This window comes from Aporhodopirellula aestuarii, from assembly GCF_023701485.1.
Lineage (GTDB): Bacteria > Planctomycetota > Planctomycetia > Pirellulales > Pirellulaceae > Rhodopirellula > Rhodopirellula aestuarii.
Map to the genome: position 1 here is coordinate 44,674 of NZ_JAMQBK010000024.1, position 24,165 is coordinate 68,838.

26 protein-coding genes and 15 tRNA genes are annotated in these 24,165 nt (G+C 55.8%); 4 read left to right on the forward strand and 37 right to left on the reverse strand.

Features of this window, described 5'->3' with window-relative positions; all coding sequences use genetic code 11:
• Window positions 1-5 precede the first annotated feature (5 nt).
• The 16 genes from NB063_RS08415 to NB063_RS08490 all read right to left on the reverse strand — a co-directional run bounded on the left by NB063_RS08415 (window position 6) and on the right by NB063_RS08490 (window position 2,773).
• Window positions 6-76 (reverse strand) — tRNA-Trp (locus NB063_RS08415).
• 108 nt (window positions 77-184) lie between these two features.
• A tRNA-Ser gene (locus NB063_RS08420) sits at window positions 185-268 on the reverse strand.
• A gap of 21 nt (window positions 269-289) precedes the next feature.
• A tRNA-Glu gene (locus NB063_RS08425) sits at window positions 290-364 on the reverse strand.
• Window positions 365-471: 107 nt separating this feature from the next.
• Window positions 472-544 (reverse strand) — tRNA-Asp (locus NB063_RS08430).
• 17 nt (window positions 545-561) lie between these two features.
• Window positions 562-637 (reverse strand) — tRNA-His (locus NB063_RS08435).
• Window positions 638-639: 2 nt separating this feature from the next.
• Window positions 640-714, reverse strand: a tRNA-Gln gene (locus NB063_RS08440).
• Between the two features lie 106 nt (window positions 715-820).
• A tRNA-Gly gene (locus NB063_RS08445) sits at window positions 821-892 on the reverse strand.
• A gap of 85 nt (window positions 893-977) precedes the next feature.
• Window positions 978-1,049: transfer RNA gene (locus NB063_RS08450), tRNA-Asn, on the reverse strand.
• 8 nt (window positions 1,050-1,057) lie between these two features.
• Window positions 1,058-1,128, reverse strand: a tRNA-Gly gene (locus tag NB063_RS08455).
• A gap of 54 nt (window positions 1,129-1,182) precedes the next feature.
• Window positions 1,183-1,253 (reverse strand) — tRNA-Thr (locus NB063_RS08460).
• 20 nt (window positions 1,254-1,273) lie between these two features.
• Window positions 1,274-1,346 (reverse strand) — tRNA-Lys (locus NB063_RS08465).
• 27 nt (window positions 1,347-1,373) lie between these two features.
• Window positions 1,374-1,446: transfer RNA gene (locus NB063_RS08470), tRNA-Ile, on the reverse strand.
• A 12-nt stretch (window positions 1,447-1,458) separates the two neighbouring features.
• Window positions 1,459-1,531: transfer RNA gene (locus NB063_RS08475), tRNA-Lys, on the reverse strand.
• A gap of 198 nt (window positions 1,532-1,729) precedes the next feature.
• Window positions 1,730-1,802 (reverse strand) — tRNA-Pro (locus NB063_RS08480).
• 42 nt (window positions 1,803-1,844) lie between these two features.
• Window positions 1,845-1,916 (reverse strand) — tRNA-Phe (locus NB063_RS08485).
• 398 nt (window positions 1,917-2,314) lie between these two features.
• Window positions 2,315-2,773 (reverse strand): DUF1569 domain-containing protein, encoded by a 459-nt coding sequence (locus tag NB063_RS08490; protein ID WP_250928313.1) that lies wholly within the window; start codon window positions 2,771-2,773, stop codon window positions 2,315-2,317.
• Between the two features lie 86 nt (window positions 2,774-2,859).
• Here NB063_RS08490 and NB063_RS08495 point away from each other — a divergent pair, with 86 nt between their 5' ends.
• Complete coding sequence (locus NB063_RS08495) at window positions 2,860-3,249, forward strand: CoA-binding protein (RefSeq protein WP_250928314.1); 390 nt, start codon at window positions 2,860-2,862, stop codon at window positions 3,247-3,249.
• Window positions 3,246-3,809: a GNAT family N-acetyltransferase gene (locus NB063_RS08500; protein WP_250928315.1), complete on the forward strand. Its 564-nt coding sequence runs from the start codon at window positions 3,246-3,248 to the stop codon at window positions 3,807-3,809. The genes NB063_RS08495 and NB063_RS08500 overlap by 4 nt, the downstream gene beginning before the upstream one ends.
• Before the next feature lie 60 nt (window positions 3,810-3,869).
• On the opposite strand, the gene NB063_RS08505 is transcribed toward NB063_RS08500, so the two are convergent.
• The 6 genes from NB063_RS08505 to NB063_RS08530 form a co-directional block, all read right to left on the reverse strand.
• Complete coding sequence (locus tag NB063_RS08505; RefSeq protein WP_250928316.1) at window positions 3,870-4,421, reverse strand: sugar O-acetyltransferase; 552 nt, start codon at window positions 4,419-4,421, stop codon at window positions 3,870-3,872.
• Window position 4,422: 1 nt separating this feature from the next.
• Window positions 4,423-4,668 (reverse strand): CIA30 family protein, encoded by a 246-nt coding sequence (locus NB063_RS08510; RefSeq protein ID WP_250928317.1) that lies wholly within the window; start codon window positions 4,666-4,668, stop codon window positions 4,423-4,425.
• A gap of 22 nt (window positions 4,669-4,690) precedes the next feature.
• The gene (locus NB063_RS08515; RefSeq protein ID WP_250928318.1) at window positions 4,691-6,346 is read right to left on the reverse strand and encodes a glycoside hydrolase family 172 protein; all 1,656 of its coding nucleotides are present in this window, start codon (window positions 6,344-6,346) and stop codon (window positions 4,691-4,693) included.
• Between the two features lie 2 nt (window positions 6,347-6,348).
• Complete coding sequence (locus NB063_RS08520) at window positions 6,349-7,905, reverse strand: sulfatase-like hydrolase/transferase (RefSeq protein WP_322975092.1); 1,557 nt, start codon at window positions 7,903-7,905, stop codon at window positions 6,349-6,351.
• Window positions 7,902-8,132: a sulfatase/phosphatase domain-containing protein gene (locus NB063_RS32565; protein ID WP_407652572.1), complete on the reverse strand. Its 231-nt coding sequence runs from the start codon at window positions 8,130-8,132 to the stop codon at window positions 7,902-7,904. The genes NB063_RS08520 and NB063_RS32565 overlap by 4 nt, the downstream gene beginning before the upstream one ends.
• An 86-nt stretch (window positions 8,133-8,218) precedes the next feature.
• The gene (locus tag NB063_RS08530; RefSeq protein ID WP_250928320.1) at window positions 8,219-9,151 is read right to left on the reverse strand and encodes a metallophosphoesterase family protein; all 933 of its coding nucleotides are present in this window, start codon (window positions 9,149-9,151) and stop codon (window positions 8,219-8,221) included.
• A gap of 299 nt (window positions 9,152-9,450) precedes the next feature.
• Between NB063_RS08530 and NB063_RS08535 the strand changes: the two genes are divergently transcribed.
• Both NB063_RS08535 and NB063_RS08540 read left to right on the forward strand, forming a co-directional pair.
• Window positions 9,451-9,750, forward strand: a complete 300-nt coding sequence (locus NB063_RS08535) for a TIGR03643 family protein (protein WP_250928321.1) — start codon at window positions 9,451-9,453, stop codon at window positions 9,748-9,750.
• Window positions 9,751-9,754: 4 nt separating this feature from the next.
• The gene (locus NB063_RS08540; RefSeq protein WP_250928322.1) at window positions 9,755-9,946 is read left to right on the forward strand and encodes a hypothetical protein; all 192 of its coding nucleotides are present in this window, start codon (window positions 9,755-9,757) and stop codon (window positions 9,944-9,946) included.
• A 7-nt stretch (window positions 9,947-9,953) separates the two neighbouring features.
• Here the strand turns inward: NB063_RS08540 and NB063_RS08545 are convergent, their stop codons facing one another.
• The 15 genes from NB063_RS08545 to NB063_RS08610 form a co-directional block, all read right to left on the reverse strand.
• A complete protein-coding gene (locus NB063_RS08545) occupies window positions 9,954-10,574 on the reverse strand; it encodes an HD domain-containing protein (protein WP_250928323.1) in 621 nt (206 codons plus the stop codon).
• Window positions 10,559-11,284 carry a DNA alkylation repair protein gene (locus NB063_RS08550; protein WP_250928324.1) on the reverse strand — a complete coding sequence of 242 codons (726 nt, stop codon included), beginning with the start codon at window positions 11,282-11,284 and terminating at the stop codon, window positions 10,559-10,561. Before NB063_RS08550 ends, NB063_RS08545 begins: the two co-directional genes overlap by 16 nt.
• Before the next feature lies 1 nt (window position 11,285).
• The gene (locus NB063_RS08555) at window positions 11,286-11,531 is read right to left on the reverse strand and encodes a hypothetical protein (protein WP_250928325.1); all 246 of its coding nucleotides are present in this window, start codon (window positions 11,529-11,531) and stop codon (window positions 11,286-11,288) included.
• Between the two features lie 147 nt (window positions 11,532-11,678).
• On the reverse strand, window positions 11,679-12,101 hold the full coding sequence (locus NB063_RS08560) for a hypothetical protein (protein WP_250928326.1): 423 nt from the start codon (window positions 12,099-12,101) through the stop codon (window positions 11,679-11,681).
• Window positions 12,098-12,904 carry a radical SAM protein gene (locus NB063_RS08565; protein WP_250928327.1) on the reverse strand — a complete coding sequence of 269 codons (807 nt, stop codon included), beginning with the start codon at window positions 12,902-12,904 and terminating at the stop codon, window positions 12,098-12,100. The genes NB063_RS08560 and NB063_RS08565 overlap by 4 nt, the downstream gene beginning before the upstream one ends.
• Window positions 12,901-13,035, reverse strand: coding sequence for a hypothetical protein (locus NB063_RS32220; protein ID WP_261367273.1), 135 nt, complete (start codon window positions 13,033-13,035; stop codon window positions 12,901-12,903). Before NB063_RS32220 ends, NB063_RS08565 begins: the two co-directional genes overlap by 4 nt.
• A gap of 12 nt (window positions 13,036-13,047) precedes the next feature.
• On the reverse strand, window positions 13,048-13,635 hold the full coding sequence (locus NB063_RS08570; RefSeq protein ID WP_250928328.1) for a glycosyltransferase: 588 nt from the start codon (window positions 13,633-13,635) through the stop codon (window positions 13,048-13,050).
• Window positions 13,628-14,536, reverse strand: a complete 909-nt coding sequence (locus NB063_RS08575; RefSeq protein WP_250928329.1) for an alpha-1,2-fucosyltransferase — start codon at window positions 14,534-14,536, stop codon at window positions 13,628-13,630. Before NB063_RS08575 ends, NB063_RS08570 begins: the two co-directional genes overlap by 8 nt.
• Window positions 14,533-15,186 (reverse strand): sulfotransferase domain-containing protein, encoded by a 654-nt coding sequence (locus NB063_RS08580; protein ID WP_250928330.1) that lies wholly within the window; start codon window positions 15,184-15,186, stop codon window positions 14,533-14,535. The genes NB063_RS08575 and NB063_RS08580 overlap by 4 nt, the downstream gene beginning before the upstream one ends.
• Window positions 15,179-15,931: a glycosyltransferase family 2 protein gene (locus NB063_RS08585; RefSeq protein ID WP_250928331.1), complete on the reverse strand. Its 753-nt coding sequence runs from the start codon at window positions 15,929-15,931 to the stop codon at window positions 15,179-15,181. The genes NB063_RS08580 and NB063_RS08585 overlap by 8 nt, the downstream gene beginning before the upstream one ends.
• Before the next feature lie 5 nt (window positions 15,932-15,936).
• On the reverse strand, window positions 15,937-17,337 hold the full coding sequence (locus tag NB063_RS08590) for a glycosyltransferase family 25 protein (RefSeq protein WP_250928332.1): 1,401 nt from the start codon (window positions 17,335-17,337) through the stop codon (window positions 15,937-15,939).
• Window positions 17,300-17,857, reverse strand: a complete 558-nt coding sequence (locus tag NB063_RS08595; RefSeq protein WP_250928333.1) for a hypothetical protein — start codon at window positions 17,855-17,857, stop codon at window positions 17,300-17,302. Before NB063_RS08595 ends, NB063_RS08590 begins: the two co-directional genes overlap by 38 nt.
• Window positions 17,854-20,007, reverse strand: a complete 2,154-nt coding sequence (locus NB063_RS08600; RefSeq protein WP_250928334.1) for a hypothetical protein — start codon at window positions 20,005-20,007, stop codon at window positions 17,854-17,856. The genes NB063_RS08595 and NB063_RS08600 overlap by 4 nt, the downstream gene beginning before the upstream one ends.
• Window positions 20,007-20,798, reverse strand: coding sequence for a hypothetical protein (locus tag NB063_RS08605; RefSeq protein ID WP_250928335.1), 792 nt, complete (start codon window positions 20,796-20,798; stop codon window positions 20,007-20,009). Before NB063_RS08605 ends, NB063_RS08600 begins: the two co-directional genes overlap by 1 nt.
• The gene (locus tag NB063_RS08610; protein ID WP_250928336.1) at window positions 20,798-23,932 is read right to left on the reverse strand and encodes a phage tail tape measure protein; all 3,135 of its coding nucleotides are present in this window, start codon (window positions 23,930-23,932) and stop codon (window positions 20,798-20,800) included. Before NB063_RS08610 ends, NB063_RS08605 begins: the two co-directional genes overlap by 1 nt.
• Window positions 23,933-24,165 lie beyond the last annotated feature (233 nt).

Genomic DNA, 24,165 nt, shown 5'->3' on the forward strand with positions numbered 1-24,165 from the left:
AAAAGCACGTCCCCAAGGATTTGAACCCTGACTAACTGGTTTGGAATCAGCAGTGCTACCGTTACACCAGAGACGTCTGTTTCAAAAGTGGGAACGCAAGGAATCGCACCTCTCGCCGACTACCACACAATTAAAGGCAGAAGGGTTACAACCTCCCGTGTGGAAACGCTCCCATGTTGTCGAGCGGAAGCCGTGGGACTCGAACCCACAACGGTTTTTGACCGCAGCTGTTTTCAAGACAGTGTCCTCATCCGGCCGGGTGACTTCCGTATTGCGTGATCAAACGCAGTGACGTGAGCGGGAATCGAACCCGCGAACTCCTGGATGAAAACCAGACGATTCTGCCATCAGAATCTACCACGCCGTTTTGTTGCTTCGATCGAAGCGAGTACCGCATAGGAGTTTCGATCTCCTTCCTGCTGCCTGAGAAGCAGCCGACCTAGCCAGTAGTCGAATGCGGCGAATAGAAAGCGATGGCAACGGGAGTCGAACCCGCAGCAACTTGATAGACAATCAAGCTTCCTTCCCAGAGGAACTTGCCACCGAAAATGTTCGCACGAGGGTGACCAACCGGAATTGAACCGGCGACAAACTCATTCACAGTGAGTCTCTGGAAACCAACACCAGATCTGGCCACAGCACCGGAGACTGGAATCGAACCAATGAACTCCTCGTTCAGAGCGAGGTGCAGCGACCAACAACTGCTACTCCGGCGTAACAAAACTTTGTAAAGCACTCCGTCCGGGAATTGAACCCGATCAGCGAGCTTCAAAGGCTCACGTCGCGACTACGCGCCGGAGAGAGTTCTCACAATCAAAAGAGTGTCCTGCGGGAGTCGAACCCACCTAGCCGGATTGGAAGTCCGGAACCTTTGCCGCTCGGCCAAGGACACGAAATATGCGGAAGTTTGAAGGGCGAGGTGTGGAACGAAGCGAGCTATTCCACACTTCTCGCTTCACCCTTCAAACTTCGCGAAGCTCCGGCGGATGGACTCGAACCATCACTCGTCTCCTTAACAGGGAGCCGCCTTACCATTGGGCCACACCGGAATCTGCAAAGCGCCCAGTGGGAGTCGAACCCACACTTCCGCCATGGCAAGGCAGCAGGCTACCGCTACATCATGGGCGCAAAAATGCATCACTACCAAATTGTCAAAAATCAATAACGCCGAAGCGTCAAAAGAGCACCGAGCCGGAATCGAACCCGCATCACCTCGTTACGACGGAGGAGTCTTGCCGTTAGACCATCAGTGCTTCTTTCAAAATGTCTCAAGTGGGATCGGTGAGAATCGAACTCACATCGCTTGGATTAAGAGTCCGATGCACTACCTTGTCTGCCACAATCCCATGTGTTGTCGTCGTTGCTTCGTTCAGTCGGCGTGGCGGGAATTGAACCCGCGACCGTCGCCTTATAAGGACGCCGCTCTTACCCCTGAGCTACACGCCGATGCGTAGCCGATGGGGCCGAAGGGAGTTGAACCCTCACCGAACGGATTAAAAGTCCGTCATGCTGCCAGTTACACCACAACCCCAGAGTAGGCCTTAGGTATTAGGCGTTTAGACTGTAGGCATGACAGTTGGATGCTTCGCATCGTTTCTCTCCTTTCAAACTTCACTTTTCCAACTTCAAACTTCCAAAGTGGTAGCCCTGGGAATTGAACTCAGCGCAACTCGGTTATCAGCCGTGTTTGGGCAACCAGCCCTCGACTACCATGTGGTTCCTATTCAAGTCGGACACCTCGGAGTCGAACCGAGACCCTCCTGCTCCCAAAGCAGGCGTGCTTCCATCTGCACCTGTATCCGATGTGTGTTGCCGATTCCGTCGGCGCATATCTTCCTTGTCAGTGGGCCGGGAGGCGCTCGAATCCTCGTCTGCGGTTCTTCAGACCGCCGCTAGACCGTCTCAGCTACCAGCCCATGTTGGCTTGTTGGGTTCGTCCGGTATGGACACGAAAAAAGGCTCGATGTCTGCGTGACACCGAGCCTTCATAAAGAAGTCGTTCGCTTTTGAAAGCGAGTGTCACATCAGACGCGGATACGCCGGGGCATTATCTGTATTCAACGGTTGCCCGCCGAACGCATTGCCTTCGTGTATCTGTTCGAGTCGACTGGATTGGTTTTTTGATAACATCAGAAAGCTCGTTACTCGCTTGTCTATGAATGTGACTTGTGTGTTCGGAGAGATAGACTCTTTCGCAGCGATATGGTTCGCCAAAAATGTCAGCTTCTGCGAAAAACATTCTTGGCCGACAGTGCCTCACACGAACATGAAACACCGCTCAGGCTCGAAAGTACTCATTGGACGCGAAAATAAATCAGTCGCGGGGTACAAGGAAACGCAAGTGGTGAGCGGCATGTGCAGAATGAATTTGCTCAATCCGCTCACGTGGCAGTCGCCCAAACGCTGGATGCGGAGCATAGTCACCAACGTGAGCGTAGAACCGATCCACGCTCGCAGCAAAAGCCTCAACCTCACCAGCGTCATCCAGATCGGCCGGCGGAACGAACATCGACGCTGTACGAATTCCACGCGGTGAATCGACACTGAGAACTTTCGGCAAGAGGATTCGCCGCATCACAGGACGCAAGAACGCGAAGAACGACATCCACTTCGGATAGCCATCAACACTCGGATCTTGCACCAGTACCAGATGGCGGCAAATTTGCCCCAGCGACCAATTGCCATTCTGGTTGTATCCGCTCTGCAGTAGCGATCGTGCCTCTCGGGCCGCCGCGTTCAGATCGTCGAAGTGTAGTTCCCGCAGTTGTTCCATGCGGTTAGTTTAACGGGATAGGACATTGTTGAAACCGTAGTGCAAGCATTGTCGATGCAGAGCCAACCCTCGATACGTAACTCTCTATGAACTCAATCGAGAAGTTTCTCGCTGCGAAAACCTACGCAGTCGCCGGCGCATCCAATCGTCAACACAAGTACGGCAACAAGGTCTTCCGCGCCCTGCTCGCCGCCAACCGAGAGACCTACCCGCTCAATCCAGCCCAAGACGAAATCGAAGGCCACCAAGCCTACCCGTCGATCGCCGACCTACCGCTCGTCCCCGAAGCTCTCTCAATCATCACACCGCCCGAGGTCACGCGCAAAGTCGTCGCCGACGCAATCGCGGCCGGAGTGAAGCACATTTGGATGCAACCCGGAGCCGAAGACGATCAGGCCAGTGAATCCGCACGCGAATCGGGCATCACCGTCATCGACGATGGCAGTTGTATCCTCGTTCTGTTGGCACTTCAATGAAGACCCAAGAGACAGGCAGGATTCGAGTAGCCGCGGAACAGGATCGCGATGCAATTCTTGCGGTCCACATGAACGCCTTCGGCGAGGACGAAGGTCCGGTGATCGTCAAGCTGGTCGATGAGATGCTCGATGACGCTTCCGGCGATCCAATGCTATCGCTCGTTGCTGAAACTGATGCCGGATTGGTTGGCCACCTTCTTTTTACGTCTGTGAAAATTGAACCGGACCATAGCCAAGTCAGTACACGGATTCTCGCGCCGCTGGCCGTTGTTCAGAATCGGCAACGTCAGGGAATTGGTGCTCGCCTAACGCGTGAAGGTCTAAGCCAGCTGAAGGCTTCCGGCGTGAACCTCGTCTTTGTCCTCGGCTATCAGGATTACTATTCTCGTTTCGGATTCAAGCCCGCCGGTGCCCAAGGTCTTCAAGCAACCTACCCGATCCCACCTCAAAACGCAGATGCGTGGATGGTGGCGGAACTGACGCCCGGCACGATTGAGAATTGCGAGGGAACTATCCGCTGCTCTGACGCCCTCAATCATCCGAAGTACTGGATCGAGTGAAGCCGCGTCCGGCAGTTTTCACCCAAATGTTGAGGAAGTAACCGTCCACTACCCTCTTAGTTATTCAAGTTCACGAATCACTCGGCAAGGATTGCCAGCCGCAACAACTCCGGCCGGCACGTCCTTCGACACCACGCTGCCGGCACCTATGACACTGCGGTCGCCAATCGTTACGCCAGGACAAATGATCGCTCTACCGCCGATCCACACATCATTTCCGATCGTGACAGGTTTGCCGAACTCTTGGGTGCGGCGCAGTTCTGCGTCGAGTGGATGCGTGGCGGCATAGATGTGAACGCCGGGAGCGATGAACACATTGTTCCCGATCCGCACTTCGCAAACGTCCAAGATCACGCAGTCGAAGTTGAAATACACCTTCTCGCCAAGATAGATGTTGGTCCCGTAATCGCAGCGAAAAGGTGGTTCGAGCCAAACGGTATCTCCACCGCTTCCGAACAGTTCGCGGCAAACGTTTCTCAAACTATCGGCGTCGCCCGGTTCGGCGTTGTTCAACACATGGAGTAGCTTCCGCGCGTGCAGGCGATCGGCCGTCAGCTCACTGTCAGCGGGATCGTAAGGTTGACCGGCGAGCATCTTTTGCTTTTCACTCATCTCACTCAACCACGATCGAGTCAACCAATATCTCGAACGGCCCTGGCTTCTTGTCACCGAGCAAGATGCCGACGGAATGAACTTGGCTGGGCGTCAGCTTCATGTTGGGCATGGGGCGGCCGTAGGAATGAGCGACGAACTTATCGACGGGAAGTTTGACTTCGGTCCATTGATCGGCTTTCGTGTCGAACTCCAATTGGTACGAGAATGCGGTACGGCGATCGGGTGTGTAAAGATTGATTGACACGGGACAGTTCACTCGACAGCGTTTAAGGCTCGAGTCCCGTGATGCCATCCGGTAGCGGCGGCACATTGAGCACTTCCGCGGGTTCCGGCTTGCGGTTGGACGTAGTTTCTGGATAGGCGTACCAGTACGTTCCAACTTGGTAGCCCATGTCGCAATCCGTGCCTGACCACACTTCCATATCCAATTGGAGAGAGCTACCAAAGGGCATCGTATCCAAGGCACGACTACGTGTTTCCACGCTGAACCCTTGCGCATTGCGGGAGTCATCGGATTCTGGTTTGCGGTTTAACTTGTTGTATTTATTGGCAAACGGCTGAGCGTGGAAAGGGTGTTGGTAGAAGTCTGTGCTGCGACCTCCCCAGGAATACGCGTAGTAGTCTTCGGTTCCCGTTCCGAAAATAGAGGGAAAGTCCTCGCCATCGACCCAGATCTTCTCATCGCCTTCGCCCCACCACTTTTCAACCGGGTTCATGATGGTCAATGTATCGCCGACATAGACGCCTTTGCCCTTGAGGGTGACGTAGTTCCAATCCGAAAAAGGACGTGTTGGCACTGGATACTGACCGTGCCAAGCAGCATGAAAATACATGGAATCCTCGTCCCACTTCCAGTCGCCAGTTTTGACTTCCAGCTCCGCATCCACCGGTGCACCACTCAGATTGAGCAACGAAACTTTCCCACCCTTTTGATAGGGCATGACCCAGCGGCAACTCATCGTGCCGTCTTCAGACACGGTGCGATACCAACCTTCCACAGGATTCAAACCAATACCAGAGCCAAAGAAATCTCCGATCGGGCACCAGACAGTCGGCTTACCATCAAACTCCATCTTCAGCACGACCAATCGTGTGATGTTTGGGTTTGAGTAATCCCCGAGCTTAACCGATAGCTCTCGCACCGAGGCCACACCCGCTGGCAGTTGCAGCGACTGCTCTGCTTGATCATCGAGTGTGGCACTGAATTTCAGCGGATCGCCTGCACCAACGGCAGTGGGATGGAGCAGCTGTTTGCCCGTTGCCTCGGTCAGTTCTTTGGCCGCATCGAAATCAGCCATGGTGAAGGTCTTAATCGGAGTGCCTTCCGTGTATTCACGAAAGGTAAACTGAAAGAAGAACGGCTTGCTATCCGTGGTGACTTTGCAGCTCTTGGCATAAGGGATCGGGAAGAAACTCACCGCAGAGCGCAGCGACGGGTGCGCGAGAGGGTAAGGGATCAAGCCGGTGCCGTCGAACAGGCCCAACATATTCCCCTCAAACGCAGGCTCCTCGGAACCATCAAGATAGATCCGCATTGTTATATCCGTGCCAGGCTTCTTCTGATTGAGCCAAGGCATCCAAGTCCGGACAATTGCGCCAGGAGCCTGGTGGTCCATCAACACCCACTCTTTGCGGCCATTGTTCTCTTCGATACGAATGAAGTTGTGGGTATTCGCGCGCTTAGGATTATAGTCCTGGTTGGTAAACCAGCCCTTCGGCTCCTCGGGTGTCTTCGATGCTCGATTGTAGCTGCTATGTTGCTTGAGGCGAAAATCCGTTTCCGGAAAACGCGCCACCGAATCGCGATCCACCATTTCCTTTAGCAATGACACAATGCTTACCGATTCTTGCGCGTGAACCGCACAGGTAGAGAGCGCAGCAAAGGCGCTAAGTGAACAGACTACTGTCGTGATTATTCTCATGATTATTTCTTTGCTTTCTTTTTAATCGAAGTAGCCGGCTTGTAGCTTTTCAGCAAAGCCTCCATCTCCTGCACAACTTCGGGATAACTGTTATACAGATTGGTCGTCTGCGCCGGATCGTTTTTCAGATCATAAAGCTGAGCAGGCGGCGCGCCTTTTTTGATCTTCCCGTTTTCAATATCACTGTTTTCACGCCCAGTAAATGTAATCGCCGCCGGGCCACCGAAACCGTGATTTCCGACCTCTTTAGAAGTGAATCCGCCTCCGCCCTGCCCGCCAATATACATCCATTTCCCTTTACGGATGGAAAGGTGGCTTTTCTTAAAGGGTGACAACAACAGATGATCCCGCTCCACCGATCCGCCCGTCAGAGCCGGCAGGATGTTGACGCTATCCTGACCCTGGCCGTCTTGCAGCGTCTGACCGGTCAACGCGGCAAAACTGGCGATCATGTCCACGTTGCAGATCAGCTCATCGGATGTGCTTCCAGCTTCCACCTTGCCAGGCCAACGGACAATAAACGGAACGCGGTGCCCTCCTTCCCATGCATCGAACTTGAAACCGAGATATTTACCGTTTAAGGCATGCCCCATCTTCCACGTTTCCTGGCCGGTATGATTAAACATGCCGCCGTTATCGCTGGTGACAATGATCAGCGTATTGTCCGCCACCCCCTGCTGCTCCAGCGTTTTCACGACCTCGCCGACGATCCAGTCCAGCTCGTGCACGAAGTCGCCATACAATCCGCATTCACTGGTGCCCTGAAAACGGGGAGCCGGCGTAAACGGGTGGTGAATGTTCGTAGTCGACAAGCAAAGGAAGAATTTTTTTTCGCCGCATTCCTTAATCCACTGGACCGTTTTTTTGGTCAGCGTGGTACCGACTTGATAATCGTCATAGAGCGCATGCGCCGCATCGGCACCGCCGATGTTATCAAGTTTCATCTTCTCGGGAATTTCCTGGGTCTTCGCCTTCTTCCCATAGACAAACGGATCTTCGGGCACCATTCCCACCACCCGATGATTTTCCACATACACAAAAGGCGGATGACTGTTCACGACAGGCAACCCGAAATAATAATCAAAGCCCAGCTCCAGCGGGCCGGGTTTTAGTTCACCGTTCCAGTCAGGGGTCTTGTCACCAAAGCCGAGGTGCCACTTGCCGATGATTGCCGTTTCATAGCCGGCATCCTTCAATACGCTCGCAATCGTCTGCTGGTCGTGATCAATCACCAATCCGGTTTTCAAAAACACTGGCGCATACAGGCTTTTCCGGTGAGGATATTCGCCAGTCAGCAAGGCATAGCGAGAGGGCGTACAGACTGCCGATGCCGAATGGGCATCGGTAAAACGACGTCCCTCTTTTGCCAGCCTGTCGATGTTTGGAGTCTGCAGCTTGGTCGCGCCATAGCAACTGAGATCGCCATAACCAAGATCGTCGGCGAAAATCAGGACGATGTTGGGTTGCTCATCAGCAAACCCCGTTACGGCAAACGCACAGGTAGAGAGCGCGGATATGGCGCTAAGTGAACAGAGTATTTTCGTGATCATTTTCATCATTGTTGAGGATGCCCTTCTTGCGAGCTGATCACTGCATGACGCTCGCGGTCTTGAGTTTGCTGAATCACTGGAGTCAGGTCGCGGCCCTGCATGTTATCTGGAATCTTGAGCCCTGCATACGAGACGATGGTCGGCGCGACATCGACTGAAGACATCAGAGCAGGCTCACGGCGCCCCCGATCTGCTTTCGCAACGCGCCCGTCAAACACAATGAAGGGAGCTTTCACGGACTCATCATAGAGGATCGCTTTGTCATAGAGACCGTGGGAGCCATGGAAACGTCCGTTGTCGCTGAGGATCGCTTGGACCGCGACTAAGACACAGTCGTAAATCGATGCTCCAACGTGTGGGATTCGCCATGCTGCGGATGTTGCTTGTTTAGCGCTCGCAGTTCAACCGCGAGCGTTTCTACTTGGACTTCTAATAGCACCCATCCGTTTGGACGCTTGGGATTGAAGACGTATGCACAGGGCGGTTGGTTGATCAAAAGAACGCCCTCTGATGTTTTGGTCAGCTTCCAGTCATGCGTGTGACCGTAGAAATACGCTTGAACGTGCGGCTGCGAATGCAACACATCAATAAACTTCGCCGTATCCGCCAAACCACTCACTTTTGCAGTTGAACCTTTCGGTAGGAACTGTGGATCGTGGTGGCCGATCACGATCGCGGTCTTGTCGCTGTGTTCGGCTAGCGACTTGGCAAGCCACTGCAACTGAATCTCTCCAAGTTTGCCTGAGACTTCATTGACGATGTTCAGCGAATCCACCAAAAACAAATTAGCGTGACGTCCTGGCAGAATTGCGACGTGTTTTCCGTCGACCAACACAGCATCGGGTTTCTGTTTTGTGAACGCACCATAGAACGGATCGCGATCGTCGTGGTTGCCCATCGTCATGTGTACGGGCAAACCTGCTGTAGTAATTCGATCGACAGCTTCTCGCAACGTTGCGTAGTCACCTGGCCGTCCCCTTAAGCGGGCACAGTCGCCATTGATGATCACGCCGAGCGGCTTGTTTTCTTCAGCCAGCAGTTCGTCGATGATCTTGTTGAAGTTATCGAACATGTGCGCACCACGAGAGACCGCGTTCTTGTCCGCGGCGATGTGCGTGTCGGCCAACAGTGCCCAGTGATCGGCAGATTCTTCCGTCGCCGCCATCAGGGAAGGACATCCCAATGTGACCGCCGCGGTGGCCAGAGATGCTTGAACAAATCGCCTTCGAGAAGCAGGAATCAGATGCAGCGACATGGATCGTCCTTTAAGTGCCGAATGGCGGGCTCGTATCATCATCCAGCATTGTAGCACCATTCCCCGGCTTCAAAATTCAGGCACATCGATCACAGTTGTTTGTCAATCCTTATCAAACGAACTTCACTCGGTTGCCGCCGAGATTGCTCGATTGGCTTTTCAAACTTCTCAGTTCACTATTCAAACTTTCCAAGATGCTCGGCAAGCCTTGGTTCATTGACTGGATAGTCTAAATCTATCAAGACCAGCCAAAAATGCCGCCAGGAGCCAAGCAGTTTGACCCACTGTAATGATGATGCATGAGCAACAACAAAGAAATCGGAATCCCGCGACCTAAAGGTGAACTCACCCGCGGCCAGATCGACCGCGTCATCATGATGGCGTGGGAGGATCGAACCAGCTTCGACGCGATCCGCGACCAGTTCGGTCTAACGCCCGGCGACGTCATCAAGATGATGCGATCCGAGATGACCGCGAACTCGTTCAAAATGTGGCGAAAGCGAACGCAAGGCCGCACGACCAAGCACGAAGCCAAATTCGCCGAAACCGACGCCGGTGACGAGCAACGTCGCTTCCGAGCCAAATCGCAGCGTGGCTAGTGCGATGGCGAAGATCAAACGCGTCCGCACCAAGGCGTGTACCCGCTGCGAAGAAACCCGCGACGTGCTCTACCGCGTTCGCATAGACGAAGACGGCCAGTGGATATTCGTCTGCCCCGCGTGCCTCGAAAAAGTCAAACCGGGCAACTCGCACTACCAATACGGCGGCACGTGGAAGAGCAAGAAGCGTCACTGACGCGGTGTCAGGATGCCTCTCCGCACTCAAGCAGAAACTGATTCAAAAAAGTTCGCATGAATGCCTCGCGGTCTTCCGCCATACGCCGGCCCGCGTCGGTGTTCATCAACGACTTCAGTTTGAACAGCTTTTCGTGGAAATGCCCAACGCCCGTTTTCGCGTCACCGGCGTCAGGCAAATGGAACGGCTGGTCAAACGCTGCACCGTACTCGATCGTCCGCACGATCCCGATCGCTCCGAGTGCGTCCAGCCGATCCGCGTCCTGCACAATTTGGCCTTGCAGCGATAGCGGTTTCGCGGAGTCTCCTTTGCGGAACGAGATGTTATCGACGATGTGAGCGACATGCTCGATCAAATCATCGCCCGCACCCAGGCCGCTCAGAATTTCACGAGCGAACTCGGCACTCCGCTCGACGCCGTCATGGAACTTCGCATCGCCGACGTCGTGCAGCAAAGCCGCCAATTCAACGATCTGCAATTCGCCGCCGACTTCTGATTGAATCGCACGCGCAGACACCAGCACCCGAAGCACATGATCCATGCCATGACCCGCAGCCTGCCCGTCCATGCGTTCGCGGACGATGGCTTCGACTTTCTCAACAAGCTGCTCGGTCACTGGTTCATCCATTTCGTTCGGTCTTCCCTCGACAACTTTTCAATTGAATAACGAAGCATCGTGCGCGGCATTGTCCTGGCATGTTTCTTTAAGAACCTTTCCAATCGAGACTGATCGCGTTTGCCCATCTCGCGAAGCATCCATCCGATTGCCTTGTTCATCAAGTCGTGCCCATCATCCATCAGACGCTCGGCAAGCTCGACGATTTCCTCGAACTCGTCATTCTTGATGAGCGAGAGAGTCGCCAACACCGCCACGCGTCGCTCCCACAACACCTCGCTCGCCGCCAGCCGATCGAGAACGCTTCGTTCATCGTAATTTTCAACCAACCAAGCCCCGAGAATCTTTGGGGAGGTCGTGTCAACGATGTCCCAATTGTTCACCGCATCGAGGTTCGCCAAGTAGAAGTCCACAATCTCGCGGCATTCAAAATCACGATGAGGATTCTTCGGCTTCGCCGCCTGTTCGTACTGACCAACCAGAATCAACATTCCGGTCAGCCGACACTCATGCCAGGGCGACGCAAACAGTTTTATCAATTCATCTCGCGACAAATCACGAAACTGCCGAGCCACCTTCCGCTGGTCCGGCACCACGCAGCCAAGAAACCGATCGCCCTCGCCGTACCCACCGGCCACCGCCTGAAAGAACCCAGGCAGAAACGCAGCCTTATCCTCGCGAGCCACCGCGCGAACCGCCGAAAGAACCTGCTTCGCCGTCATCTTAGCGACGCCGAGTACCCGCGCGCTTCAGACCTTTGGCGACGAAGTCGAATGCTTCGGCCGGTTTGTAGTCTTCGAGGACATCGAAAAAGCATGCCAATACTCGCTTGGTCTCGGCGACGCTGATTTTCAAACCGTCTGTATCTGCTTTTCGAGAGACTTCATTGTATAAGTCGTTGAGGGTTGGGGCTTTCTTCTTTGCAGGCGTTTTCTTGACGGCTGCTTTGGTTGCTTTCTTCTTGGCCACTTCGTGTCTCCATGTTGAAATGAAACGTTTTGTTACGAAGTGCTAGTTGTACATTCCCTTCAACAAATCGAATACCGGCGGTGCCAAACGACACAAGCCAGCGTGACGCTGGCTTGTGTGTAGAAGAGTTTGTCGTGCCCACGAATTTCAATCGTCGTACGAATCAGCGTAGCTTGACCAACCGTCGGCCCCGTCACCAGGATACACGACGGGATAAGGCGGCATGCCTGGGTAGTAGTGCCCAGGATGTCCATCGGGCAAGTTGTCGGGATACGAGTAGCCCGGTGGTACGTGATACGGATGATCCGGTGGGAGCCGCGGCCAGATGATTGTTCGTAGCGGTGGTGGCGATTCGATCACGACCGGTTCTTCGGGCTCCGGTGGCCAAGGGAAATCATCGGGCCACCAGTCAGGACGCTCGTCGCTGGATGTATCGTCATCGGTACTTGAGCCCTCCAGTGTATCAGTTGGCGTCGGGGGTGATGAGCTGCCCGGTGGATCGAATGGTGGAACAAATGGATACCATGGCGGCGGAATGTCGCCGCTGCTTGAACCAGGTGGGAAAGTCATCGAATCTCACTCCTTTGACTCGGGTCGGGATGTTTGAACGGCACACGCTTGCCCGGACAAAGTCCGCATTGCGGAATGGCTTTGGTTTCAACGAACGAGCGCAATTCATTGTCGCTAGCGGTCCGGGGGCAGGCTTTGTAATCGCGAAACAACTGCCATGCCGACAATCCTTCAAGGCGCAGTCGCTGTTCCAGCAATGCGTGGTACGCCAATGCTGGGCATTTCCATAGGCAGTCACGAAACAGTTGCGTGCAGGTTTTCTGCATACAGATCCGATAAGCTGCAGCGGGTTTGGAATCGAATGGCATCGGTTTGCCATCTTCGACTCGGTATTGTCGCATCCAACCGCGATGCGACTGGCGAATTTTGATTTGGATTCCGGGATAGTCGGAACGCCATTGCCACACCGTTTTCTTCGCTTCGTTGAATCGAGCCAGATAGGGTTCGTGCGTTCCATGTTGGCTGACTTCGAGTCGGCAGTCGGTTTCGACGAGCGTTACAGGCAGATCGGGATGGCGATCGAAGAAGAATCCGTTGGTGACGAGCATCAAGTCGGAGTCGGGCCATGATTCACGGGCCAATCGTATGTGCTCAATCAGGTGAGGGTTCAGCAGCGGCTCGCCACCGAGCAACGCGAATCGCTTCGGTCGGATTCGATGTGACCAGTGCGAGTACTCACCTCGCGCATCATCAGGCGTCGGCATTCGACCCGCCAGATGAAAGTTGCTGTAGTGGCTGCACTGTTGGCACGAAAGGTTGCACCCGTGAGCAAGGTGGAACTCAAGAGCTGGTATTTCAATCATCGCCACATCACCTTCCGCAGTCCGTGCTTCTTGAGACCAGCTTCGAGATACTCGGGCCGATTGCGAACGTAGCCGGGCGGGTCGACGTGTTTGTGTTTGAACGAATGGTTCAAGTCGACGGCGACGTTCATGCCGGCGAGTTTTCATCGCCAGAAGAAGTCCCAGTGTTCTTCGACCTTGAGTGATTCGTCCCAGCGGATCGCCTGCAGGATGTCTCGATACGCAACAAAGCAGTTGCCGACATAGTGGCACCAGCAGATGGATCCACGCTTTTTGTAATAGCCGCGAGGAATCCGCAGCGTCTTGTCGTCGACGCGAAGTAGCTTCGGCCGTTCTTGCTGGTTACTGAGCGCGGCCAACAGATCGAGATCGTGATGCTGATTCAGTTTGCGAATCAACTTGGAGAGTCGAGTTTTGGCCGTAACAAGGTGGTCGTCGTCCGCAAAAACCACGACTGGGGTGTCGCCAGCGTCGAGTAACCGGTTCCGGCCGGCCGACAAGCCGATGTCGTATTCGGTCTCTATCAGCTGATCGACCATCGCCGCTTCGTCGGGACAAATTGCCGAGAAACGCAACTCCGGTTTCCCGTCGTCGAGCACATGAATCAGCGGACGGTCTTCGCCGTAGTACTGATGGATGCTGCGGACGAGCGCGGCACAGCACTGCGGGCGATGAATCGTCTTGATGCAGAAGGTGGCTTGCGATCTCGCGTTTGATAAGTTGTTAGTCATGGCAGGAGTTTTCTCCCAATTCGCAGAATCGAAAGTTGTCAGGTGGTGTCACATGGGCAAAATGCTTGATGTGCTCGCGTTGGAACACATGCACCTCGCCAGCAGAGAGGTAAGCCGCCCATGTCGAGAAACTCGAATTGGCGGGAACCAGAATGTCGGCGTTCACCAACGCTCGGAAATGGCGACGCACGTCTTTCCGGTGACCTAGATTTAGCTCGCACCTTTTGATCGTTCTCAAATCAGCAGCATTGATGGCTTCGCTATAAATGGTGATTTCAGATTCTGGATTGAGCCCTCGAAAGTGATCGACGCATTGCTGGTAAAACTCTGCGTTCCAAACCTTGCCCGGTCCCATCGACTTGAATAATCTGCTCTGGGGATTCGCGACATCGCCTCGTCTAGCATGAATGGCAATCCGGGTCGGGCTGCCTGCGTTTCGCAGAGGCCGAGGACCACGCCATAGCATTTGACAAAGCTGATCGATCAGAGCTTGATACGTGCCCGAAGGAATGAGCCCTTCATTTTCCCAGTTGTGGACCTGGAAGAGATGGATGCGACAAAGCCCGGTCAATTGAATGACTGTTGTCGCCGAAGGCACTCGTTTTGATTCGATCCAATCAAGCAACCACGCGACGTCCTCGAATCGCATCCCACCCCAGCCAGCCCGGTTGGTGCGATACTCGATAGGGGCGATTCCCAATGGCTCGCTCGCCAATTGTTCTCGAACCCCCACGACTGGAATGATTCTCTGGCGAGTCCAATCCTGATTGAAGGTCGCCTGCCCGCCGCTCAATTGAGCAACGATCACGGACGTAAAAAGGTCCTTCAGGCAATGACCGGAACGGCCACCACTGGATTGTCGATAGCTGACAAACAAGCGTTCGGTGTTGGAATGCGTCATGGGGTCGTCACCTGCGTGGCGGACACAGAAGGCTGCCTCAAGAAGCAGTCCGGTAATTGATCAAGCTCGGTCCGGAAGTCTCCGTACATCGCCAACAGTCCGTTGCGAACATCAATCGGTAAGTCGTTAAGGCGGGACTGGCGTGGTTGGTTCGCTGGAAAGTCGTCGACAAACGATCTCGGCAAGCCCGCAAAACACGCGATTGCTTCGACGTTGTCATGCATCGTTTCATAGCGAACGAACAGCGTCGGAACGGCAAGGTAAAACGAATGCCAATTTTGGAAATGACGCTTGATCGGCAGTCGATCGACTCGGTGCCTTGCGTAGCTGTGCAGGGTTGTGCCTGATCCGATAATGGACTTGCTGGCTTGGAAACGCTGCAGCTTGCGAGATTGCTGTGATTGGTAGTTGCGTCGAAAGAGCGAGATCACTGAGTCGATTGGATCACCGAAGACGTAGACATATTTCGCCGTGCCACCAACATCTGTCGGCGGGATGGGGATGTGTTTCAAACCATCGTGATCGGATGGGTGATTCGTCTTTCGGAATTTACCAATGTGCCGGAGAAGCATCGTTGTGCCGACGCCTCCGACTGAGGCGACCAGCACCTCAATACCCGATGGAAGCACACCGCTGGGTTGATTAGACATTCACGACACCTCCACCCGGCATCCGCATCGAATGAAAGCCGTGCTTACGAAGTCCAATCGCTCGGAACTTTGAACGATGTCGCAGCACGCGGTAATCTTTCGACTCGACGTGCTCGTGCCGAATGAAACAGTCACCAGCAACCGCGACGTTCAATTCGGCAAGTTTGGCACGGTAGAAGAACTCCCAGTGTTCCAGTGTTTTCAGTTCTCCATCCCAACGAAGTTCGCGAATCGTTTCGGTTCGAGCGAGGAACGCATTGGACGACATGTCGCACCAGGCGACATAGCCGTTTCGCCGTGTCTCACCGCGATGGACCCAGATTCGTTTACCGTTCATAAGCTTGGACAGCATTGTTGGTCTTCCGCCGCTTCCTTGGCGAACTCCGAGTATGTCGATCGGGTTGGCGGCAAAGCGTTTGCAAACCCGATCAAGATTCAAGTTGGACGTGACAACGTGGTCGTCGTCGAGCATGAAGACGAAGGGGGTTTCCACAGCATCGATCGCGATGTTTCGACCGATGCTGACGCCGACATCAAAATCCGCTGGATGAATGACCTGGCATGCCACCGCAGACTCGGGGAATTTCTGTGAAAACCGCAGTTCAGGCTTACCGTCGTCGACCACAATGATTTTGGGATCGCCAATGTGCTCACGCAACGACTGGACCAGCCGATGGCAGGACCAAGGTCGGTGAATCGTCTTGATGCAGAACGTAATGTCTGCGGTTGAAATACTATTTCCCATGATGCTTACCCAAACTTCCGGAGATCAGGATTGACGTGTTCGATCGCCGACTGGATTTCACCCGGAGTCGGCGTGATTCCGAGGAACTCGATCAGATTGCCGATCACTTCCTCGGGATACGTCACCAACTCGGCGAACTCGATTCGGAACACCGGCACGTCGGGATGTTCCGCGATAAAATTGTCTCGGTGGTCGCGGAGACTGCGTTGCAAAACCTCGCACTCCTCATCGTTCGCCGCGAACCATTGGCCACGATGTTTCTCGCTACGGTTTTGCAGCGAACGAATCGACGCTTCGATGTCTCGTTCGACGGAGATGATTCGCAGTGAATCGCCAAGTCCGGCGTGAAGGTGATTCACGAATCGACACAAGTGCGGATACTTCGCTCCCGACACAGTCTTGTCGCGGTTGGCTTCAGATTTGCGACTGACAATCCACGACTTGAGCATTTGCGTCAGTTGAATATCGCTGACATTCGGGTCCGTTGCAGGGAACCGCATCACCTTTTCACAAAGCTGTGCCAGTCCGACTGCTTCGCCGCCTCCGGTCGCTTCGTAGCCACCGAGTTGGTTGCCCATGTGAACACCCAGGTGATGCATCACCATGGCGACGCATGACGTGCCGGCGCGGTGCGGGCCAAGCACGGCAAAGAACGGTGCGTCGGAGTGATCCGCATTCTTTGCATCGTTGAAGAACCGTGTTTGACTCCACTTGCGACCGCAGATATTCGATTTGGTCGGCAGTTGTCCAACGAGCCAGCGATCCGGCGTGTAGACCGCGATGGATTCCTTCTGGACATTATTTCCTTGAACTAGAGCCTGGTAGCGACGCTGGATCAGCCGACCGAGGTGATGGTCGATGTGATGCTTGGAATGCCAATCGTTCCAGGTCAAATGGCGATACAACGTCTTCATTGCGTTACGTCCTCGCACCATGAACGCGTGCGTGCGATTCACGTTGTACGGACGATAGACGTGTTCGCTGACCTTGTGCGGCGGATTCTTACCGGCATAGAGGTGTTGGCCACCGAGATACGCCATGCCCCAGTCGGCTGGCAGTTCCGCGATGAATTCCTGCAACCGCTCGCAGAAGTCGTCGCCGAATCCCGCGTCGTCTTCGAAGACCACGTAGGAATCGATTCCTTCAATGAGGCACTTTTCCAGAATCAGGCAGTGTGATCGGTAACAACCCCAAGCCCCGTTGCCAGCTTTCCACTGGGGAGGTGTTGCGCAGCGGCGGCCGTCGATCGCGGCGAAGCGTTCGGGTTGGGGGAACGGCCAGGGATCCGGGAGTTGCTGCAGCCACTCTTTGAGTCGGTCTTCTCGACGATCGAGGTTCATTAGGAAGGATCGTTCGACGATGCTGCGGTCACGCGTGATCATCGTCGTCTGGTTCGGGTGCGCCATCGGGGAACTTTTTCTGGAACCTTCGAATGGCAGTGGTGACGAGTGACTTGGCGATGGTGCGGGTGAATCTTCCATGGGGTAGGCCTCGTGCTTCGGCTTCTTCAAGTAACCAATCTGTGATCGTTTCGATGTTCTGCAAACAGCCTTCGACGCCCCAGTCGTTCATCGTGTCGGCGCGGGTGTCGCAGTTGCAGGAGTCGGTCGGCCGAGCGAACCAAGCGAGCATCTTCTTGAGTTCGTTGCCGGGACCGGGGCGGTAGTCGGCGATCTTGAGTGTTGTCGGTTCGGGCTCGCGATCGGGCAGATAACTGCGGAGCATCGCGTGCAGTTCCCGCGTGTCTTGCTTGCGGCGTTTCTTGTTGACCAGTGCCATCCCGATCGTGACGACGTTGATCGCTCGCGGGTTGGATTCGTTCTGACACGCGTTGCACGCGGCGGGTGTGACTTTGGCTGGGCAGCCCGCCATGCCCGAGGCGACTTTGCAAACGTTGTCGTTGGTCAGATGCGGACAGTGGATCATGCGGTCATCCCCGCGACTTCGCCGTCATAGGCTCCGCTGCTTGATGGCGGTTCGCCGGGATCTTCGCAATCGCTGTCGACTAGCTCCCAACCGCAAGACCAAACCCAAGTGCTGTTGCACGGCTCGCTCGATCCTTCGCTGCTGGTGTGTGACGGTTCGTCGGTTGAGTCGACTTCGGATCGACTGTCGACGGATGGATCATCGACAGAGGGATCGTGGCTTTCATCGCGGCTGCCGCTTGGCTCGTTAGAATCGCTTTCGTCGCGGGAGTCGCTGCTGGCGTCGAAGTCGAAGTCGGAGTCGTCGACCGATGGCGTGGCGCTGTCGTCGGATCGTGAATCGTGCGGCGGTCCGCTTTGACTATCGCTGGGGGCGAAGGACGAACCGTCGAACGTGCTGGGCGGGTTGGCTGAATCGGAGGCGTCGGATTGCGATGTCTTGGAGTCGGAATCATCGGATGCCGATTCGGAATTGTCGCTGGTTGATTCGGATTCGCTGGTGCTTGTGCTTTGGCTCGAGCTCGCACTTCCGCTGCCTGCGGACGACGCCGAGTGATCGCTGGCTGAGGTCGACCGGTGACGTGATCCGGAGTCGCTCTCGTCGGGTGGCGAACCGCTGTCATCGCTTTGGTCCGAGGCGGAGCCTTCGGAATCACTTTGCGACTCGCTCGAAATTGAATCCGAATCGGATTGCGAACTGTCGCTGGTTGATCGGCTGGAAGCCGAACCAGACAAGGATGACTCAGATGGTTTGGATTTGCTTTCCGAGATCGAGTCGCTCGCTGAGCTGGCCGAATCGCTGCTACTGGCGTCCGCGCTAGAACTGTCTGATGACGTGCTGCTCGCAGTCGACGATGACTTACTGGAGAGTGATGAGTCGCTTGAGGTCGACGACAGACTCGATGAACTGGGGCTGCTGGATTTGCTTGATGCGGAGCTGGATGACGACGAAAGCGAACTGCTGGAATTCGATGAGAGACTACTTGAGCTCGAACTGCTCAGCGAGCTGCTACTCGAGGATGAGCTGCTCGAGGGGCTGCTGGATGATGAAGACGATGAACTGGACGAAGACGAATCGCTCGATGATGAGCTGTCCGATGATGATGAACTAGACGAGCTGCTGCCGTCACAGCATCGGCATCCGATCGTTACATAGTCGCCTGTATCTTCGTGGAAGTGACAAATGATCTGCTGCGACGCCAGCAACGCGTAGTCGCAGACGTTGTAAACCGATACTTTGACGCCGATCGGTCGCCACTGCGAACCATCAAATCGAAGTTCGCGGGCGGTGCCCCAAGATTTCGCTTTGAGTCGCTTGGTCGGTTTGCATAAAAGCGTCTGCTTTGGCGGGTCGATGACCCAGGAGTGGCGACCGTCGAACGTGACGACGAGGTATTGGTCTTCACCGGTGCCTTCGATTGGTCCACGGATGCGCTGTGATGAATGATTACGAGCCGTGATGCGGACGGTCGCGCCGGCGGGGTCGACGACCGGTGTGATTTCGCCTTCGGTGTTGAGTTCGAACAGGTCACAATCGGCCGCGCCGGTTTGCACTCCGCGGCGGGCTGTGATGCCGCCGGTGGGAACCTTCACCATAAAGACCGGATCGGCGGGGCGGCCGACGCGGACCACCGCCCACTGCAGCCCCGTCGCGTTGAAGTCTTTCCGCCAGAGGATCTGGGCTGATCCGTCGGGCTTGGATTGCAACGTATCACCGCCCGATTCGGCTACGTCGGCAAAACGGTGCCAGGTTTGGCGGATGTCGACTTGGGCGGCGACGATGCCGTCGAAAACAACTCGGCCGACCTCGACTTCGCGGATCGGCTCGATGGCGACTCCAAAGCGGCCGGTGTGTTCGTTTTCGGTAGGTGGCGTTGTTTCAATCGTGGCGTCGCGGACGAAGCGTGCCAGTTCAACGGGGCCAGCTTCCGGATCGGTGATCGGTGATTCAAAACCGACGATGCCGCCGATCGGAACGACCCCAGCGGACTTGTTGTGAACGCGGACGGTCGCCGCGTTCTGCATATGAGTCCGCGGTCCGCCGCCACCGGGCAGTCGATTCTTGTGCAGTGCATCGGCCGCCGCCAACAGCCGGTTGTACTCGGTGGCCGAGATGTTGAACTGATCGCCGGGGCGAACTCGTCGTGTCATCAGTTGATGCCCAGCGCGTTAAAATTGCCCTCCGGATAGACTTGTTCAACGTAGGCTGCGGCCGGACGGCGGAGCACGCGATCGCCGACGACCTCTTCGTCGTGCCGGACCCAGAGGTAGTCCCAGCCCCGTTTGCTGATTCCTGAGATCGCACCGACGGACAACGCCGGTTGATTCGGGCGTGCGGCGAAGTGATAGGTAATGTCGACCCAGTTCTGATCGTCTTCGCCGCCCTCACCGCCGAGAAACAAGGCTTCGCCGGGTGCGAAGATGGACCAGTCGGTTGAGTTCGTGCGGCCAGTCATCGCTACAATGGCCAGCAAATAGTCGGTCGAAACCCATTCAAACTTCTTCCGCACCGAGAACTCGAATGCCGGCACGGTCACGTCGACGCCTTCGACGCCGGAGTCACTGACCCCGATGGCACCCTGGTAAATCGGAGCGATCTTGCCGGGCGCGGGATAGATGCCCCGAGTGCCGAGCGATTGATTGAGGTGTGTGGTTGCGCCGGTCGTGTTGAACGAGACCGGATCGAGTTTGGTCTTATTAATCGTGACGCTGACCAACGCGTGTTTGGCGTTGATGAACTCTGCGTCGATCTGCAGGTGCGGAATCAGGTCCGGGAAGTTGGATTTGTAGTAGCCATGAGCTGCGTTGGCAGCGGCCGATGGATCGACTTCGCCGCCATCGGTCGCCACATAGGCGACGAAGTCCGAGTGCGATTTGCCACGCGATGCCTTTTCGGAAAGCGCCGCTATTTCGAAGTTGTATCCACCGGCTGAAAAGCTCATCAGCTAAACACCAACCCTCCGGACTTTGATCGCTCGACCAACCGACGCGTATTCTCCGCAGTGGAGATGATCGCTCGTTTCATGTCCTCGGTGATGCCATCGCCTGAGGAAGCAGGAAGCTGCAAACGAGACGTTGCACCGCTGCGTGCTAGGTCGAATTCAGCCAACGACTGACGAACGGTGGCAAAAGCTTCGTTGATGGCTTCAACATCCAGGGTGTTTTCTTCAATCTCCGGTTCGATATCAGCGATGCCATCATCGACTGGGTTTTCTTCCCTCGGAATGATTAGCTGAGGTGCCTCAATTACCTCCTTGTCCAGCGGTTCGATTGGATTCAGTTTCAGAGGTTCCAATTTTCTCGCACTGCTGCCAAGGCCCAGGCCTCGCGAATCAAAGTTACCCGCTGATTCGACTTGGGTCGTGTTGTCGGGACCGGCCGCGAATCGATCCATTGATTTTTGGACGTCCGACTCGATTCCGAGCTTCAAGTCGTTCGGATTCGGCGGCTGCAGTTCGGGATCATCGATGCCAGGCAGATCCACCGGCGGGATGTCGACGTCACCGGGCTCCATCGGCTTTGGCAACGCGGGCGATTTCGGTGGTTCGGCGAGGCCGGCAGGGACGCCAAGTTCATCAGCGCGATCAGAGGGTGCGGTCGCGTTGTTCGCTCGCTCGACGGCTGCCTCGAACTCTGCGTGTGCAGCAGCAATCTTCTCCTCTTGCTCCCGCCCGCGATCACCGAGTTCGTTGGCTCTCGCTGCCTCACGTGCCGCCTTCGACTCGGCCCGCATCTGGTCCAGGGTGGCTTGGACGCCGGACGTGGTGTCGTCGATCATTTGCTGACGTCGGGACTGAGCGGAGTCGTTTTCCTTGAATTGCCGTTCTTTGGACTGGTTGACGACTGAGTTCTTGGCGTCGGTCTCCGCGTCGATGGCTCGCATCTCGGCGTCTAGATCACGGCCTTCACGAGCCTTGCGCCGTGCTTCCAGCTGTGACGCGATGCCTTTCTGCATCTCGATGCGGTTGGCTTCGATCTGCTGCTTGCGTTTCGACCGTCGTTGTTGCCGCTCGATAATCGCTTGATTGCGACGTTGTTGCTCAGCCGCTTCGGCCGCTCGAGTGTCTGCGTCGATCTTCGCCATCTCAACGTCGACATTGATATCGTCGTCGAACAGTGATTTGAGTTTGATCCAGGCCTTCTTGAGGAAGCCGACCGTTGAGTTCCACATCGACTTCACTTGGCCTACAAACACGGTCCAGGTGTCGGCCAGGTAGTCAACGGTTTCGACCCATGCATTCTCAACTCCGGCCAATGCGTTGATGAGCACGCCACCAATTTGCACCGATACGTCGCCGGCGATGTCGACGAGTTCGTGAAGCTTGAGGAATCCTTTCTTCAGGAAGCCGATCGTATTGTTCCAGCCTTTTTGGACGGCGGAAGTCAGAATCGTCCACCCATCGGCCATGAATCCGAGCGTGTCATTCCACACACCGGCCAGGCCGGACAATGCACCGATCAGTACGTCACCAATGGAATAGGCCGAGTCCGCCCAGACATCCGCGATGTACTGAGTGAACTCGGCCCATTTGGTTTGTAGGAAGGTGGTGCCCTTGATCCACTGGAGTTTCAGATACGACCAGAGCACGTCGGTGGCCGCGGTGATGTCGCCAGCCGCCAACGCATTGGCGATTGCACCGAAGGCGGCCAACGTTTCCGCTTTGAGGACTTCAAAGACACTGCCCAGATACTCGATCGCCTTGCCAGCGATACCGGTCGAATACAAGAAATAGCCACCGAGAGCCGCGATCGCCGCAACGACCAGCCCCAGTGGCGTGAACAACATCCCGACGGCACTGACAATCACTCCGATGGAGGCACCGATGAAGCTGAAGATGCTGGCCAAGCCTCCGACCGCGAAGGATGCGGCAGCAGCAAACGAGCCAAGCGTAAACAACGCGGCGCCGATCCCGATGATGGCGACCGCACTTGCCGCCGCAATCTTGACAATCTTTTGATTCTTGTTGATCCACTCGATCACTCCCGAGGCCGCGCGGCTAAAAGCATTGACCATGTTGGTGACGCTGCCTTCGAGCGATTCGCCGATTGCGATGGCGACTCCTTCGATCGATGATTTGAGGATCCGGAACGCGCCGCCCAGACCGCCCTCCATTTCCTCGGACGTCTTCGCGGCGATTCCGCCGGCCTTTTGCAGTTCTTGGTAAAGCTCGCGAGTGTCGGCCACGGATTTACCGATGGAACTTGCGGCCGTAATGCCCAGCAAACCGAAGACTTCGTTGAGCTTTTCCGCTTTCTCGGCCGTCCCCATGTTCGCTGTGGCCGCCGCGACTTCACCCAAAATGTCGACCAGCGAGCGGGCGTTTCCCTTGGCATCCTTGGTTGCCACACCGAAAACGGCTTGAAACTTTTCGGACTCCGCCGCGCTGATTGTCAGAAGCCGACGCATCGCGTTACCGGCCGAGGAGCCCTGGATGCCCATGTTGCCGAGCGTGCCGAGGATTGCCAACGTCTCTTCGAAGCTCATGTTGGCATCGGCGGCAACGGGACCGGCGTATGCCAGGGCTTCACCAAGTGACTCCACGGTGTTGAACGATTTGTTCGCTGCGGCGGTCAGACCATCGGCAACCCGTGTTGCTTCGCCCGCTTCCATGCTGAACTGGCGGATCGTTGCCGCCATGATGCCGGAGGCTTGCGTGGCGTCGGTGCCGGTCGCTCGAGCCATGTTCATCACCGCGGAAGTCATTCGCTCGATTTGCTCCGGTTTGAAGCCGGCGCGGCCGAGTTCCGTCATCAGCGATGCGACTTCGTTTGCGGAATAGCTGGTCGTTGCCCCGAGCTTCTTGGCGGTATTGCGTAGCGACTCCAGCTGCGTTTCCGTCGCCTGCGTGATTGCGGCGACACCGCGCATGGCGTCGTCGAAGTTGGAGAAGATGGCAACGCTGCCGCCCAAAGGAGCTGCCGCAGCCGCGCCGAGCCCCATCAGTTTGGTGCCGAGCAACCGCGTCGATGCACCGAATGATTCCAATCGCTTCTGAGCCGATCGCAGACCTTTCACGAATGCTGCATCCTTAGTCAGCAGTTCGACGTAGGCGGCTCCGGCTCGGACTTGGGACATGGGGAGTGGCTAGTTGCTAGAAGCGAGTGGCTAGAAGGCGTGAACACCGCACCGAGAAGAGTGGCAAGCTGCTCGACGGTTGCGCGTGCAGGCACGTATTTAGTTGCCGTGTAGGGGTTGAAATCATCGGGCTTGAATGGCTTGCGACGACGCCGACGATCGCGGTTGATTTCGGCGGTCAGTGCCATGACACTCGATGCGATGTTCCAATCGTGCCGTCGTCGAGCGTCGGC

Bases quoted from the DNA above. Each gene is read 5' to 3' on its own strand.
- NB063_RS08530 (WP_250928320.1), bottom strand. From the start codon at position 9,151: ATGTCGCTGCATCTGATTCCTGCTTCTCGAAGGCGATTTGTTCAAGCA.
- NB063_RS08605 (WP_250928335.1), bottom strand. From the start codon at position 20,798: ATGAGCTTTTCAGCCGGTGGATACAACTTCGAAATAGCGGCGCTTTCC.
- NB063_RS08545 (WP_250928323.1), bottom strand. From the start codon at position 10,574: ATGGATGAACCAGTGACCGAGCAGCTTGTTGAGAAAGTCGAAGCCATC.
- NB063_RS08515 (WP_250928318.1), bottom strand. From the start codon at position 6,346: ATGAGAATAATCACGACAGTAGTCTGTTCACTTAGCGCCTTTGCTGCG.
- NB063_RS08610 (WP_250928336.1), bottom strand. From the start codon at position 23,932: ATGTCCCAAGTCCGAGCCGGAGCCGCCTACGTCGAACTGCTGACTAAG.
- NB063_RS08585 (WP_250928331.1), bottom strand. From the start codon at position 15,931: ATGGGAAATAGTATTTCAACCGCAGACATTACGTTCTGCATCAAGACG.
- NB063_RS08535 (WP_250928321.1), top strand. From the start codon at position 9,451: ATGAGCAACAACAAAGAAATCGGAATCCCGCGACCTAAAGGTGAACTC.
- NB063_RS08520 (WP_322975092.1), bottom strand. From the start codon at position 7,905: ATGATGAAAATGATCACGAAAATACTCTGTTCACTTAGCGCCATATCC.
- NB063_RS08500 (WP_250928315.1), top strand. From the start codon at position 3,246: ATGAAGACCCAAGAGACAGGCAGGATTCGAGTAGCCGCGGAACAGGAT.
- NB063_RS32220 (WP_261367273.1), bottom strand. From the start codon at position 13,035: ATGAACGTCGCCGTCGACTTGAACCATTCGTTCAAACACAAACACGTC.
- NB063_RS08560 (WP_250928326.1), bottom strand. From the start codon at position 12,101: ATGACTTTCCCACCTGGTTCAAGCAGCGGCGACATTCCGCCGCCATGG.
- NB063_RS08505 (WP_250928316.1), bottom strand. From the start codon at position 4,421: ATGAGTGAAAAGCAAAAGATGCTCGCCGGTCAACCTTACGATCCCGCT.
- NB063_RS08565 (WP_250928327.1), bottom strand. From the start codon at position 12,904: ATGATTGAAATACCAGCTCTTGAGTTCCACCTTGCTCACGGGTGCAAC.
- NB063_RS08590 (WP_250928332.1), bottom strand. From the start codon at position 17,337: ATGGCGCACCCGAACCAGACGACGATGATCACGCGTGACCGCAGCATC.
- NB063_RS08550 (WP_250928324.1), bottom strand. From the start codon at position 11,284: ATGACGGCGAAGCAGGTTCTTTCGGCGGTTCGCGCGGTGGCTCGCGAG.
- NB063_RS08495 (WP_250928314.1), top strand. From the start codon at position 2,860: ATGAACTCAATCGAGAAGTTTCTCGCTGCGAAAACCTACGCAGTCGCC.
- NB063_RS08570 (WP_250928328.1), bottom strand. From the start codon at position 13,635: ATGACTAACAACTTATCAAACGCGAGATCGCAAGCCACCTTCTGCATC.
- NB063_RS08575 (WP_250928329.1), bottom strand. From the start codon at position 14,536: ATGACGCATTCCAACACCGAACGCTTGTTTGTCAGCTATCGACAATCC.
- NB063_RS08540 (WP_250928322.1), top strand. From the start codon at position 9,755: ATGGCGAAGATCAAACGCGTCCGCACCAAGGCGTGTACCCGCTGCGAA.
- NB063_RS08600 (WP_250928334.1), bottom strand. From the start codon at position 20,007: ATGACACGACGAGTTCGCCCCGGCGATCAGTTCAACATCTCGGCCACC.
- NB063_RS08490 (WP_250928313.1), bottom strand. From the start codon at position 2,773: ATGGAACAACTGCGGGAACTACACTTCGACGATCTGAACGCGGCGGCC.
- NB063_RS08595 (WP_250928333.1), bottom strand. From the start codon at position 17,857: ATGATCCACTGTCCGCATCTGACCAACGACAACGTTTGCAAAGTCGCC.
- NB063_RS08580 (WP_250928330.1), bottom strand. From the start codon at position 15,186: ATGTCTAATCAACCCAGCGGTGTGCTTCCATCGGGTATTGAGGTGCTG.